Origin of the sequence: Leptolyngbya sp. FACHB-60 (assembly GCF_014695775.1) — a bacterium.
GTDB lineage: Bacteria > Cyanobacteriota > Cyanobacteriia > Phormidesmidales > Phormidesmidaceae > Nodosilinea.
In genome coordinates this window covers 19,661-33,330 of sequence record NZ_JACJOX010000003.1, presented here as the reverse complement: position 1 = coordinate 33,330, position 13,670 = coordinate 19,661, and the positions used below count along the sequence as shown (strand labels likewise).

Annotated in this window: 12 protein-coding genes; 6 read left to right on the top strand and 6 right to left on the bottom strand. The window is 48.1% G+C overall.

The features are described from left to right. Positions 1-212: 212 nt before the first annotated feature. The 4 genes from H6F57_RS00370 to H6F57_RS00355 form a co-directional block, all read right to left on the bottom strand. Positions 213-1,835 carry an ATP-binding protein gene (locus H6F57_RS00370; protein ID WP_190624949.1) on the bottom strand — a complete coding sequence of 541 codons (1,623 nt, stop codon included), beginning with the start codon at positions 1,833-1,835 and terminating at the stop codon, positions 213-215. Between the two features lie 267 nt (positions 1,836-2,102). Next, positions 2,103-4,013 carry a fumarate reductase/succinate dehydrogenase flavoprotein subunit gene (locus H6F57_RS00365; RefSeq protein WP_190624951.1) on the bottom strand — a complete coding sequence of 637 codons (1,911 nt, stop codon included), beginning with the start codon at positions 4,011-4,013 and terminating at the stop codon, positions 2,103-2,105. Positions 4,014-4,117: 104 nt separating this feature from the next. Further along, positions 4,118-4,438 (bottom strand): hypothetical protein, encoded by a 321-nt coding sequence (locus H6F57_RS00360; protein WP_190624948.1) that lies wholly within the window; start codon positions 4,436-4,438, stop codon positions 4,118-4,120. Continuing rightward, on the bottom strand, positions 4,439-4,657 hold the full coding sequence (locus tag H6F57_RS00355; protein ID WP_190624947.1) for a DUF433 domain-containing protein: 219 nt from the start codon (positions 4,655-4,657) through the stop codon (positions 4,439-4,441). It abuts the gene before it with no gap. Between the two features lie 408 nt (positions 4,658-5,065). Between H6F57_RS00355 and H6F57_RS00350 the strand changes: the two genes are divergently transcribed. The 6 genes from H6F57_RS00350 to H6F57_RS00325 all read left to right on the top strand — a co-directional run bounded on the left by H6F57_RS00350 (position 5,066) and on the right by H6F57_RS00325 (position 11,479). Next, positions 5,066-6,526, top strand: coding sequence for an RtcB family protein (locus H6F57_RS00350; protein WP_190624946.1), 1,461 nt, complete (start codon positions 5,066-5,068; stop codon positions 6,524-6,526). Positions 6,527-6,529: 3 nt separating this feature from the next. Then, the gene (locus H6F57_RS00345) at positions 6,530-7,426 is read left to right on the top strand and encodes a GTP-binding protein (protein ID WP_190624945.1); all 897 of its coding nucleotides are present in this window, start codon (positions 6,530-6,532) and stop codon (positions 7,424-7,426) included. Between the two features lie 4 nt (positions 7,427-7,430). Continuing rightward, positions 7,431-7,862 (top strand): archease, encoded by a 432-nt coding sequence (locus H6F57_RS00340; RefSeq protein WP_190624944.1) that lies wholly within the window; start codon positions 7,431-7,433, stop codon positions 7,860-7,862. Between the two features lies 1 nt (position 7,863). Beyond that, complete coding sequence (gene rtcA, locus H6F57_RS00335) at positions 7,864-8,955, top strand: RNA 3'-terminal phosphate cyclase (protein ID WP_190624943.1); 1,092 nt, start codon at positions 7,864-7,866, stop codon at positions 8,953-8,955. 161 nt (positions 8,956-9,116) lie between these two features. Then, a complete protein-coding gene (locus H6F57_RS00330; protein ID WP_190624942.1) occupies positions 9,117-9,839 on the top strand; it encodes a DUF72 domain-containing protein in 723 nt (240 codons plus the stop codon). 848 nt (positions 9,840-10,687) lie between these two features. Continuing rightward, complete coding sequence (locus H6F57_RS00325) at positions 10,688-11,479, top strand: SDR family oxidoreductase (protein ID WP_190624941.1); 792 nt, start codon at positions 10,688-10,690, stop codon at positions 11,477-11,479. Between the two features lie 131 nt (positions 11,480-11,610). Here the strand turns inward: H6F57_RS00325 and H6F57_RS00320 are convergent, their stop codons facing one another. Further along, the gene (locus H6F57_RS00320; RefSeq protein ID WP_190624940.1) at positions 11,611-12,117 is read right to left on the bottom strand and encodes a hypothetical protein; all 507 of its coding nucleotides are present in this window, start codon (positions 12,115-12,117) and stop codon (positions 11,611-11,613) included. A 547-nt stretch (positions 12,118-12,664) separates the two neighbouring features. Further along, positions 12,665-13,345, bottom strand: coding sequence for an HNH endonuclease (locus tag H6F57_RS00315; RefSeq protein ID WP_190624939.1), 681 nt, complete (start codon positions 13,343-13,345; stop codon positions 12,665-12,667). Positions 13,346-13,670 lie beyond the last annotated feature (325 nt).

Here is a 13,670-nt window from a genome sequence, read left to right as displayed (position 1 = left end):
TGTCGGGTAAACGGCTCATGCTCAATGCCCTGATGCGTCGCGCTACCCTTACCACGGTAGAACCGTGACAGGTCAACAAGCTCTACTTAAGATTCTCTTTAGAAATTAGCTCTCAGACCTTCACTGAAAATGATCGAATTTCACCACTTCAGCTAAATAATGTTGCCGTACAACTAAAAAACTTAGTTTTCTAATAGCTGAGTATGGGAGAGCTATATATGAGACAAGAACTCGCCTAAATCAGTGTCTATTACTTCTGCCTGTTCCATTTCTCTAGCAATTCGCCAATTTTCTGATTTCGACCAAGAGAACTGGAGAGTATTTAGTTTTTCATAAGGTTCTAGAGCTCTATATTTTTCTCCTTTTACAGCTTTTACTGCCCTATCAGAGAAGTAATTTTCAGTTGCTCTTCTTTTTAGGATGTGACATTCTATACCGATGCTTTTGCACGACCAAAGAAATTGACTTCGGTTCTTATCGAGCTCGCAATCTTCATGATTTCTTTCGCTATCTACAAGAGCAAATAACTTTTCTGAAATTCTTTTTAGTTCTGTCATCTCAAACTCTATTGAATTCCTGATTAATTGACTTCCTCCAAGCGGAATCAATACGAATTCTTTATCTTTCTTCCATTTTCTCAAAAACTGTTGAATCGTCTTGATTTCTGTTACGCCCTCCACTAATAGGATTTTGCTGAATTTGAAGTTTTGGTATGACGAAAAATTCAGCTCCCCTAGTAATTCTGGAAGGCTATTTGTTGCTTCAAATTCGGTTAGTGTAGTCTCATTGCTAGCGTTTTTGAATACGGAGTAAATTCTTTCAGAGCTAGACCTTGCTAATCCAAGGCTGTGAGTGCTAAAAATAATTCCTCTCTTTGCAAATGATGCTAGTGATGTTAGAAAGTCAAGTTGTAGCGATGGATGTAAGTTTAACTCGGGTTCATCGATTAAAATAAAGGATGGTTTAGACACCGCAGCATTTACTAAGACTAGCAATATTTGAGAAAGTCCCGCACCCATTTCATCTAACATATAACTTTCGCCGTTAACAGTTAACAGTAGTGTGTATGCTGTATTTGAAGAGTTGATCTCAAGAGAACTGAAATTGAAAATTGATTTAATAGCTTCTGTGATCTGATACGTAAGTATATGGTTTTCTTTTGAGTTTCCATATTTTAGCTCAGACCAAAGGGTATAAAAATCATGTCCGAAACGGATGTCAAAATACTTTTGATTGGCCGAAATCTGACTTTCAATGCCTTCTAGATAGACTGACTCTACACTTAATGCATTTCGAAATGAGCCAAAATAAGATGTGTCTGAAAGAAGCCTGAAAGCATCCTTCAGGGAAAAATTTATTTCTATCCTCTCATTGGGATCTATATACTTGCTTGAATCTAAATCTAAAACGGAGATGGTAAAGAAGTTATCCTTTTCTCTCGGGATATCTATCTCAACAATCGTTTTTATTGAGGTTTTATCTTCGGTAAAAAGCACTTCAAACTTAATTTTTAGACTTCTGTTATTTTTAGTACAGAATATGTTCTTGTTCAATCTGAGCATTTTGTCTTTTTCTAGATTTTGGCCTACTGGAGTACTAAGTTCGTAGAAAAAGGTTGGCGATTCTTGACTGCTCTTGTAGAAGCAAATTTCTTTTGAAGAGAGTAGCTTGAACAGTGCTCTAACTTCGTAAAAGAATTTTAATAGGCTTGTTTTCCCAGAGTTATTCGGCCCCACAAAGGATGTAAATCCGGCTTTAATCCTGAATGCTGCAGGTTGTAAATCTGAGAAGCATCTATAGTTTTTTATGGATACTTTAATTTCTGAGATTTCCATACATCTTTAAATATTTAGTGCCTGAATTTATTAGATAGAGTACATCGTCGCTGATTACTCAGGATGCCTTGATATTGCAGTTCTAAACTTTCAGAGTGCGTCTAGCAAATTAAATTCTGTGAGAAATAGATTTAGATGGGGTTTAGGAGAGATGCCAGCTCTCCTAAACCTTAACTGTTATCTCTACAACTACACCCGATGCTACGCACCCACCACCGCTAATACAAAAGCCTATGAAAGCATTGCTTTCATAGGCTTTTGTATGGCTCACTTGTAGCTGCGCTGGGTAAGCTGCACATTCTCAAATTCGAGAGTTTCGCGGTGCAGCTGGGGCATCCGCCCTTCCCCCGCATACTTCCACGCTGCCACAAAGGCAAAATGCTCGTCGTCGCGTTTCGCCTCGCCATCGGGGGTCTGATACTCTTCGCGAAAGTGTCCTCCGCAAGACTCTTCTCGTTGCAGAGCATCGCGGGCCATCAGCTCCGCCAGGTCGATAAAGTCTGCCACGCGCCCGGCAAACTCCAAGTTTTTGTTCAGAGTGTTAGCCTCGCCAGGGATTTTGAGGTTTTGCCAAAACTCGGCCCGCAGGTCTTGAATCTGGGCGATCGCACTCTCCAGCCCCTCCCGATTGCGCGCCATACCCACGTTATCCCACACAATGCGGCCCAGCTCGCGGTGAAACTCCATCACCGTCTTGCTGCCCTGAATGCTCAGCAGCTTGGTAATGCGAGCCTTGGCGCTAGCTTCCGCTTCTCCAAAAGCATCGTCGTCAGTGGTCACAGCAGGCAAAGACTGCCCCGCAATGTAGTCGCCCAGCGTGTAGGGAATCACAAAATACCCATCCGCCAACCCCTGCATCAGCGCGCTAGCCCCTAGCCGGTTCGCCCCGTGATCAGAGAAATTTGCCTCGCCCAGCACAAACAAACCGGGAATCGTGCTCATCAGGTGGTAGTCAACCCACAGGCCACCCATGGTGTAGTGCACGGCGGGGTAAATGCGCATCGGCGTCTTGTAGGGGTTCTCGCCCGAGATGCGCTGGTACATGTCGAACAGGTTGCCGTAGCGGGCGGCGATGGTGTCGCGGCCTTGATGGGCGATCGCATCCCGAAAATCTAAATATACTGATAGCCCCGTCTCACCCACGCCGCGCCCTTCATCAGTCATTGCCTTGGCATTGCGTGAAGCTACATCCCGAGGCACCAGGTTGCCAAAAGCAGGGTAGCGGTTCTCTAAGTAATAGTCGCGCTCAGCATCGGGAATGTCGTCAGGATGGCGGGTATCCCCAGCCGCCCGTGGCACCCACACCCGCCCGTCGTTGCGCAGTCCCTCGCTCATCAGCGTCAGCTTCGACTGATAATCGCCCGACACCGGAATGCAGGTAGGATGAATCTGCGTGTAGCAGGGGTTGGCAAAGTAGGCTCCCCGCCGATGGCAGCGCCAGGCCGCCGTCACATTGGAGTTCTTCGCATTGGTCGAGAGGTAATAGACGTTGCCGTAGCCCCCGGTGCAGAGCAGCACCGCATCCCCGGCGTAGCGCTCCAGCTCCCCCGTCACCAGGTTGCGCACGACAATGCCCCGCGCCTTGCCGTCAGCCACCACCAGCTCTAGCATTTCGCGGCGAGCATACACCTCGATCTTGCCTGCCTGCACCATGCGCATCATGGCGCTGTAGGCCCCCAGCAACAGCTGCTGCCCGGTTTGTCCCTTGGCGTAGAACGTGCGCGACACCTGGGCACCGCCAAAGGAGCGGTTATCGAGCAACCCACCATATTCCCGCGCGAAGGGCACGCCCTGGGCCACGCACTGGTCGATAATGCCGCTGCTGATCTCTGCTAAGCGATGCACATTGGCCTCGCGAGAGCGGTAGTCGCCGCCTTTGATGGTGTCGTAGAACAGCCGCCACACGCTGTCACCATCGTTGGGATAGTTTTTGGTGGCGTTAATGCCCCCTTGGGCGGCAATGCTGTGGGCGCGTCGGGGCGAGTCTTGAATGCAGAAGCTTTTGACGTTGTAGCCCAACTCCGCCAGAGTGGCTGCCGCCGAGGCCCCCGCTAGCCCGGTGCCAACGACCAGAATGGTGTGCTTGGCCTTATTTTTGGGGCTGACCAAGCGGCAGTGATCCTTAAAGTCGCTCCATTTTTGGTTGAGCGGGCCAGCGGGAATGCGGGGGTCGAGCATGTGAATGTGGGGAGAATGAGGCGCGGTATGTGCCTCTATTTTAGACCTCTCAGCCCGTTCACGATGGTGCATGGCTTAGCCACAGTTGCACCAGATGTTGAATGCTACGGCACTTGCACAAAACTCACTTGCTCAGCGATCGCACCATTAACTGTCGATTCGACTAAGGCTGCCTGTCGCTTAATGCGTGACCAGCTTGTTGTACTCAGCACGACAACAGCAAGTTTTCTGGTGCTCAGATTCTGTTGATACCGCAGATTCTGGTCAGTAGTTACAAAAACCTTGAAGCCTTCTGCCTCAGCCGCATCTAGCAGCTCACCATTGCGCAACGTAGCCCAACCTTTTTCGTAGGCCGTAACAACGGCTTGAACACGCAGGCGAGACCTGAGCGGTACGGGAGTACCTTGGTCAAACAAAATACGCATTTACGCAGCCGCTGCGCTTCGAGCTACGTGTTCAAGCACGGCCCGAACCTGCCCAATCGTTACACCAGGGAACCATTGAACGAATTCCTCAGCGTTGCTACCGTCTTCCAGGTTCTCGAACAGGGCAGACACTGCAATACGCGTTCCACGAAAAAGCCAAGCCCCACTAACACGCTGTGGGTCGCGCTCAACGACTGGGCAAGTAGACCAATCGATCATGGTTGTATCAAATGCACTGCCATACTCACTATTCTATCCCTGCTATTTGATCCAGAACATTGCTCTGGTGCGGTTGTTCGTCAAGCTTGACTGCAAGTAAGGGGTAAGGCTGGGCGATCGCACTCTCCCTACGCAAGCTTCGCTCCACCTACGATCGCACTCCCTCCAACTTCCCAAAGCTCACCCCTGAGCTTCCGAAGCTGACGCAGAGCTTTCAGAGCTAACCCACGAACTCTCAAAGCTGAGGCATGAGCCTCAGAAGCCGACACGCGAACCTCAGAAGCCGACGCATGAGCTTCCAAAGCTCGATCGAGGAAAAATAGTGTTCGATCAGATCCTCCATTCGATATAAACGTGATGTCGTATGGCTCGCCAAGATCAAGCTGTAGGCCATGGGAAGGTGATGCGATGGCTCCGATCGAGGTCTTAAAGCAAGTTTCTGATGTGATTTGGGAAATTCCTACATCCTACAAAGCGGGGATGCGGGTGCCTGCGCGACTTTATGGCACAGAAAAGCTGATCCGAGAACTTGATGATGCCGTTTATGACCAAATTACGAATGTGGCAACGCTGCCTGGAATTACAAAATACGCGCTGTGTATGCCCGATGGTCACTTTGGCTATGGCTTTCCGATCGGGGGCGTTGCCGCAATGGACATCGAGCAAGGGGGAGTCATTTCTCCGGGCGGCATTGGGTTTGATATCAATTGTGGAATGCGGCTGGTGACGACGAACTTAACGTATAAAGACGTGAAGCCTCATCTGAAGGAACTGGTCGATAAGCTGTACGATCGCGTTCCGGCGGGAGTCGGTAGCACTGGTTTTGTAAAACTCGCGCGCAACGAATTTCGCAAGGTGGTTGAGCAAGGCGCGCAATGGTGCATCAACAATGGCTATGGCTGGGAAGATGACCTGGAACTCATGGAAGAGCAGGGGTGTATCAAGGGAGCCGATGCCAGCAAAATCAGTGAGAAAGCGATCGATCGCGGGGTTCATCAAATTGGCACGTTGGGATCAGGTAATCACTATCTGGAAATTCAAGTTGCCAAGCGAGAAAACGTTTTTGACAATGTGTTGGCAAAGCAGCTGGGAATTACCAAGTCTGATCAAGTGGTGGTCATGTTCCACTGCGGAAGTCGAGGCTTTGGGCATCAAGTTGCAACCGATTACTTGCTCAGATTTCTTAAAGTCATGGATAGCAAGTATGGGATTAAGATTCTCGATCGAGAACTCGCTTGTGCTCCTTTTGATTCTCCTGAAGGGCAAGCCTATTTTGCAGCGATGAAGTGTGGCATCAATATGTCGTTTGTCAATCGCCAGGTCATTTTGCATCGAATTCGGGAAGTGTTTTCTCAAGTGTTTGGGCAATCGGCAGAAGATCTGGGAATGCACCTTGTCTATGATGTATCGCACAACACTGCGAAGTTAGAAAAGCATTTTGTCGATGGCAAGGAGCGATCGCTGCTGGTTCACCGCAAAGGAGCCACTCGCGCCTTTGCTCCTGAAATGGCTGATCTCCCAGAACGCTACAAAGAAACAGGACAACCCGTAATCATTGGTGGCAGCATGGAAACAGGATCCTACTTGCTCACGGGAGTTGCGACTGGCGATCAAACGTTCTATAGCACGGCTCACGGGAGCGGACGGAACATGAGTCGAACGAAAGCCCGGAAAATGTGGCGCGGAGATGTACTACAAAAGCAAATGCAGCAACGGGGCATCTACGTTCGCAGTACTTCTTACTCAGGACTAGCAGAGGAAGCAGGCGGCGCTTACAAAGACGTAGATGAAGTGATCGAAGCGGCAGAACTGGCAGGCATTAGTCAACGAGTCGCAAAGCTAACGCCGATCGGCAACATTAAGGGGTGAACTATGCCAAGACGCACCCCATTAACCGTTGTGACAGGACCGCTGGGAAGCGGCAAAACAACACTACTGCGCCACATCCTGAGCATGGTGCCTCGCAAGCTGGCGATTCTGATGAATGAGTTTGGCGAGATTGCGATCGACACTAAAATTCTGCAAGGCAAGAATGTCGAAATGGCAGATCTGGGCGGCGGTTGCGTCTGTTGTTCATTGTTGGGTGAATTTGAAGCGGCGGTAGATGAAATTATTGCAACCGTCAATCCGGATCAGATCATTGTGGAAACAACGGGCGTGGCAGAACCGGATGCGTTAGTGTTTGATATTCAAGAAAGCTTGCCCCAAGTACGGCTCGATGGGGTTGTCACCGTGATGGATGCCGATGGACTAGTCGCGTATCCCCAAATTGGGCATACCACTCGGATTCAAATTGAATCGGCTGACCTGATTCTGTTGAACAAAGTTGATTTGGTGACGGAAACTGAGTTGGAAACCGTCATCCATAAACTTCAGTCATTCAATGAAGTGGCGGTCATTGTCCGCACCGAACGGTGCCAAGTTGATCTGGATCTATTGTTTGGCATTGGTCGAGAACGATTGCAACCTGCTCCGCATCATCAACATCAGATAGAGTTTGAATCGTTTAGCTACACCTCTCAATTGGTTTGCGATCGCGCTTGTTTTGAAACCTTTGCAGATTCGCTCGTTTCTGATGTCTATCGAGCAAAAGGGTTCATTCAACTTCCGGAGGGTACGCATCTCTTCAACTTTGTGGCGAGACGCTGGGATTTAGAGCCGTTTGATGCTCCTGCGACAGAACTAGTCTTTATTGGCAAACAAGTGAGTCAGTCTCAGTCTGATATTTGCGATCGCCTGCAAGCTTGTGAACGAGCGTCAGGAGAATAGCCCCATGCCTTACGAATTTCTAGAGGAAGTTGCAACGGCAGATATTGCCTTCCATGCCTGGGGAACCGATTTAGAGGAAGTGTTCAAAGCAGCTGGGGATGCGGTAATGAACACGATGATTGAAAATCTCGACGCGATCGCACCCTCCCAAACGCGCACGTTCAATCTAGAGGATGATGCCCTCGACTTATTGTTATTCAACTTTTTACAAGAGTTTGTCTACTACAAAGACAGCGAACTACTTTTACTGAGGGCACAACAGGTTCAGATCGAAGAACAGGCATCAATTTACCGTCTGAGCGCAACGACCCAAGGCGAACGATTGGATCGCGATCGACATCACCAGCGAGTAGATGTCAAAGCGATAACGCTGCATCAGTTTGAACTGAAAAAGACCAACACAGGTTGGAGCGCACAAGTCATTCTAGATATTTAATATGTTAAAAATTGATGGTTCCTACGGCGAAGGTGGGGGACAAATCCTGCGAACAAGCCTCAGTTTAGCGGCGATTACAGGGCAGCCGATTCGGATTGATCGCGTTCGCGCCCGGCGGGCAAAACCGGGACTCGCGATCCAACATCTCACCGCAGTCAGAGCGGCAGCAGTGCTTTGTCAGGCAAAACTTATCGGTGACACTGTTGGTTCGACTCAACTAGAGTTTATTCCGACACAACCAGTTCAAGCCGGAAACTATATCTTTGATGTGGCTGAAACCCTGGGAACCGGATCAGCCGGAGCCATAACGCTCATTCTGCAAACTGTTTTACTTCCCCTAGCATTGACAGCAGGCAACTCAACCGTAACGTTAAGAGGCGGGACATTTATTCCCTTCAGTCCACCTGCTTCATATATTGAGCAAGTGTATTTGCCCACCTTGCAGCGCATGGGAGTTCAGGCAGAGGTTGAAATTCTGGCTTGGGGTTGGTATCCGCGCGGAGGCGGTGAAATTCAACTTCGAGTGAGCGGCAATGGGGGTAGGGTTGGTTCTCTCAAGCCGATTCAGTTACTAGAGCGTGGATCTCTACAAAAGATTAAAGGACTCGCGATCTCTACTGAACTCCCGTCTCACATTCCACAGCGAATGGCACGTCGTGCAGAAAACTTGTTAGAGGAAGCTCAACTTAAAGCACAAGTGGAAGCACGAAGATTAAAGGGTGTGGGTGCAGGGGCTGGCATTTTTCTGACCGCCGAATATGAACAAACAAGAGCAGGCTTTGGAGCCATTGGAAAACTTGGATTACCTGCCGAAGAAGTGGCAGCGATCGCAGTTCAAGAATTTCTAGATTTTCACAAGACTGGAATGCCCGCTGATCTTCATCTAGCTGATCAGTTACTCTTACCTGCGGCGTTGGCATCGAGTTCTAGCCAGTATCGAGCTGCCCAAATTAGCCTGCATCTATCAACAAATGCTTGGGCGATCGAGCAATTTGATCTAGCAAAAATCTCGATCGACCAAACAAATCACCAAATTAATGTCATCCCTTCAATTCATAAAAGTACTAGTAAAACTGCTGGGTCAAGGCAATGACGACATTGGCTTTGATAGATGCTGCTGAAACCATTGGCTGTTGTCTAAAACCGTTTGATGCAAACCCTCTTTGATTTTCGAACGCTTTAGATAATACTTTGGGCTGAAGTCACATTTAGCATATTTCTAGAGACCTTTAAAGACAGGGCATTTGCTGACTCATGAGTACGTTAGAAATCGGCACAAGTGGATGGAATTACAAACACTGGACAGAACGATTTTATCCAGCTAAACTGCCAAGTAAACAACAGTTAGGATTCTACGCTCAACACTTCTCAACCGTTGAAGTTAATTTTTCTTTTTATCAGTTGCCTCCGCGATCGACCTTCGCAACCTGGCATGACCAAACCCCAGACGATTTTTTGTTTGCTGTCAAAGCAAGTCGCTATCTAACACACCTAAAAAAGCTCAAAGATCCCCAAGAACCACTTGCACGATTAATCGAGGCGGCTTGCGGACTGCAAGAAAAGCTAGCGGTGATTCTGTTCCAATTTCCTCCCAACTGGCACCTTGATCTCGAGCGACTTGAGGCATTTCTAGAGGTACTGCAATCCTATCAAAATTGCCGTTATACTATGGAATTTCGGCATCCAAGCTGGTTAATCCCGCAAGTGTATCAGCAGCTAGAGCGATCGCAAATTTCGCTTTGTTTGCCCATTAGTCCAACTGTTCCGCTCGATGTGCGATTAACAGCATTGTGGACGTATCTACGATTTCACCATGGGCAATCTGCGATCGCATACGACCAGTCTGAGCTAATGCGTTGGGCAGAGCAAATTCAGTCTTTTCTCGCTCAGAATATTGATGTTTATGCTTACTTTAATAATGATGCTGAAGGGTATGCTCTTCAAAATGCGAATGAGTTAAAGAAGTTGATGAAATAGACCTCGATCAAGGTATAGCTCTGTTGTTTGTCTCTTCTCAGGTTACAACCTGTAGGTTGGATTGACTGGCGAAACCCAACGCCCACCGTTAGGTCAGTTTCCCTTTGCCTATCCTAGGCTTGGACTCAATTAAGCCATACTGATGCGATACCGTCGTGCGACCATGCCTGGTGCAACCTAGTTTTTACCGTTGTCGCCTACAATCGCCAGCGCTCGTCAGCTCGCCTCAAGAAAAAAGAACAAGCGATTTGGCAACGTCGCTTTTGGGCACATCAGATTCGTAGTGAGTATGTGTTGGGTTACTCTGCGAGAAGGCAAAGCCTACGCGCGCTCAACCCAACCTACAGCGGAGAATGCGATCGCTCTCCTCTAGGGTCATTAGCTTGGGCGGGGACTGTACCATTGCAGAGGTTTACTGAAAAGACTGCCGCTTCCTTTCCCTATTCTATCCCTGCTATTTGTTCAGGGTATTGCCCTGGTGCTGCTGTGCGCTAAGGTTGACTGCAAGTAAGGCTCATGGTGAGGGCGATCGCGATCGCCCTCACCATGAGCCTTAGACCAGCGCACTACCAACACGGTTCGGAGCAGGTAATGGCGGTATCAGGCTGCACTTTGCCAAGCGCTTTGAGACCTGGCTGAACGTGGCTTAGCAGCAATGAGCCGGTTCAGCGGTACCAGGCACTCCTCAAGATCGTTCCAGCGCTTCTGCCTGCCCGCTGCAACCGAGTAGTTAGACACGGCTACCGTATCACTATTCCCTTGATTGTCGACGCAATAATTCTCTAGGGTGATGCAGAAATTATGAATTTAGTCCAATGTATGCTAGTAAAGCAAACCTGTAAGATTGCATGACAACAGCCTTAATTACCGGAGCCTCTGCCGGCATTGGTGCAGCATTTGCCCAACAATTAGCAGCGCGTCGAACGGATCTTGTGCTGGTTGCTCGCTCCCAGGACAAGCTACAGGAACTTGCCAATTCACTCAATCATCAATATCAAATTCAAGTAGATATTATTGTCCAAGATTTGACAGCAGTAGGTGCTACAGAAACGATCTTTCAAACTGTGCAGCAACTTGGACGCTCGGTCGATTTGTTGGTTAACAATGCTGGAATTGGAGATTACGGTGATTTCGCCGAAAGCGATCGAGACTTTCAGCTTAAAACGGTGCAGCTCAATATCGCGACAATTGTGGATCTAACCCATCGCTTTTTACCGGGGATGCGGCAGCGACAAACTGGAGGGGTAATCAATCTGTCTTCGGTGGCAGCGTTTCAGCCTATGCCCTACTTCTCGATCTACGCCGCAACGAAAGCCTTTATTCTCAGCTTCAGTGAAGCTTTGTGGGCAGAAAATCGTAGCTATGGAGTGCATGTGCTAGCCGTTTGTCCAGGCCCAGCCGGTATTAAATTCTTCAAAGAAGCAGGATTTCCACCGTTTCTAGTTAACGTAGCTGCGAAATTTGACACGCCGATTGAGACTGTTGTACGAGATGCCCTGAAAGCATTTGAAAAACGAGAGTCGATCGTGGTTCCTGGCAACCCCATTAATCCTATTCTTGCTACGCTGCCTCGGTTTCTACCACGAGAAGGGGTTTCTAGCTTCTGGAAGCTGGTATTAGGGCATGATGTTGGCAAATAATCACGTTCTCGTTGGCTTACTCTGCGAGAAGGAAAAGCCTACGCGCGCTCAACCCAACCTACAGCAGAAAATGCGATCGCTCTATAACTTTATCTGTTAAGCGCAGGCGATCTTTGCCCCAACCTAAAAATCTACTCTTGAAGTCCTTGTCTTTTAGAAATCGCTGGAATTGCTATCGTCATCAACATCGCCAAGTTTGCAATCCAGAACAGCACAACACCAATAAAACCCACCAATGCCAAATGGGACAATGATAGCCAGGTGAATCCATTCAGTAATTGCCACAATCGAAAAGCGGTGTAGCAAAAGCCAATGGGCACTACGACACTAGAGACTAACCACTGACTGAACAAGCGCTCAGAGATTAGCTGCACAGCGACTACCAGTAGGTAACTTCTCCAGAACGCTAATGAGGAAGGTTGTTCCCAAGCCTGAACACATAAAGCAATAGGCAATAAAACACCAGCAACTAAGGCTAACTTGACCCACCACCTCAAAAATGACAACTGCTGTTCACTAAATCCAATTTCTGCCGAAAAGGGAAGACGTTGAGCTTTAACACCAAAGCCATAGCTAATAGCTAAGCTGGTTGCAACCAGAATAAAAAGTGTAACAATTAGTTCGTTATTAACTGCCATACTACACAGATCGCTCAGTAGTCAACACTATCTATCAAACCAGCTTTCAATCAGTCTTCTGTGCAGGCCGCTATATTTAATATTTCCCGCTCCCATTTGTAACTCCCTCTACACTAACTGCCAGCATGATCTCAATATATGCTGAACCTCAGTCCTAACTAAACGAAGGTAGTTTTATGAGGGGGAATATTTGGATCAGCCCAAGGAAGATGTCTAACTATGTTAAACGTCAAAACTGCTGGATGAGCCTCCAGTTTCAGGGTGTTATCGACTACCTTTGATGGTCAACTCCTAAGGTTGGAGCGCTTATTCCTCAATTATGCTGGATGCACACCGGGTGAGAGGGCTTGTCCAGCAGCTTTTGGGCTTGCAATCTACAAGAGCAGCTGTGTCTTCTATAGGTTGGGGGGGGATAGCGAGGTTTGTTTGCCGAGAAAGGTTGGTGCAGAGTGAGTGTGTGTTGGGTTTTGCGCGCTTAACCTAACCTACAGCGGAGAATGCGATCGCTCTACCACTAACGTTTCCCTTCAACGGTGGAAGATAAGTGTTACTTGTCACCATTATCTTCTAAACCGTTCGTTGCAAGGGGGCCGTTACGCTGTGTTTTGGAGGCAAATCGATAGTTATGGTATGCGATCATTTCAGGATCAATTGAATGACCCTGCACTACTCGCAGCCCGTTTAATTGTAATGAGATCGCACCGTAATCACATAGAACGTGGTGATTAGGACAAAGTACAAGAATGTTGGCAGCAGTATCGGGACCGTGATGAGGCGAACCAAGAGGCTTGATGTGATGCGCCTCGGCGTAGGTACTGCCGTCAGAAAGTGGAATTGCTAGACCGCAAATTTGACAGCAATTTCGGTGAAACAGTTTTATTTTCCGGGCGAGATCAGTATCCCGCAGCACACGATAGGTTTGCGTTGGTACACGGTGTGGATTTGGGTTGCCTAACGGCAAGTCTGAAGCTGTTGGCGTGTTTCTAACAAACGAACGAAGACCCCAAATACCAGAACCAAGCCCTTTGACAGAGAAAAACAGGTCATCGCCATTTTTGAACCCAGCTGAATCGGATGAAAGATCTTGAATTCTACGTCGAACCACTGCTTTCCATGTCTGTGGGAGGTTATCACGTAAACGATCGATCTCGGCGTAGATAGCATCGTAGCTTGCACTGCCGCCAAGATTGCTCAAAGCAGTTACGATGTCATGATCCCATGTAGCCATATATCATTCCCATGTAACCGTATTTACCTTGGAGCATAACTATGGATTAAGCGTCAAAACTGCTGGATGAACCCCTAACTTAAGAGTGTTATCAGTCAGTTTTGATGGCTAACGCCTGAGTTTTGCAAATCTTATCTGTCAATTATGCTTAATAAGCCATCTCTTTGGATGCTTATCCGGCAGCTTTTGGGTTTGCAATCTTCAAGAGCATCCGTGACCCCGATCGCTCTTTCACTGTTGACGGGGAGCGATCGCACTAGTACACTCATCCATTAAGCCGTTTGAGCAGAACGGTGACCACACAGAACTCGAAAATCTTGGCGCT

Coding starts and splice junctions, on each gene's coding strand:
- H6F57_RS00370 (WP_190624949.1), bottom strand. CDS start 1,835: ATGGAAATCTCAGAAATTAAAGTATCCATAAAAAACTATAGATGCTTC.
- H6F57_RS00365 (WP_190624951.1), bottom strand. CDS start 4,013: ATGCTCGACCCCCGCATTCCCGCTGGCCCGCTCAACCAAAAATGGAGC.
- H6F57_RS00360 (WP_190624948.1), bottom strand. CDS start 4,438: ATGCGTATTTTGTTTGACCAAGGTACTCCCGTACCGCTCAGGTCTCGC.
- H6F57_RS00355 (WP_190624947.1), bottom strand. CDS start 4,657: ATGATCGATTGGTCTACTTGCCCAGTCGTTGAGCGCGACCCACAGCGT.
- H6F57_RS00350 (WP_190624946.1), top strand. CDS start 5,066: ATGGCTCCGATCGAGGTCTTAAAGCAAGTTTCTGATGTGATTTGGGAA.
- H6F57_RS00345 (WP_190624945.1), top strand. CDS start 6,530: ATGCCAAGACGCACCCCATTAACCGTTGTGACAGGACCGCTGGGAAGC.
- H6F57_RS00340 (WP_190624944.1), top strand. CDS start 7,431: ATGCCTTACGAATTTCTAGAGGAAGTTGCAACGGCAGATATTGCCTTC.
- rtcA (WP_190624943.1), top strand. CDS start 7,864: ATGTTAAAAATTGATGGTTCCTACGGCGAAGGTGGGGGACAAATCCTG.
- H6F57_RS00330 (WP_190624942.1), top strand. CDS start 9,117: ATGAGTACGTTAGAAATCGGCACAAGTGGATGGAATTACAAACACTGG.
- H6F57_RS00325 (WP_190624941.1), top strand. CDS start 10,688: ATGACAACAGCCTTAATTACCGGAGCCTCTGCCGGCATTGGTGCAGCA.
- H6F57_RS00320 (WP_190624940.1), bottom strand. CDS start 12,117: ATGGCAGTTAATAACGAACTAATTGTTACACTTTTTATTCTGGTTGCA.
- H6F57_RS00315 (WP_190624939.1), bottom strand. CDS start 13,345: ATGGCTACATGGGATCATGACATCGTAACTGCTTTGAGCAATCTTGGC.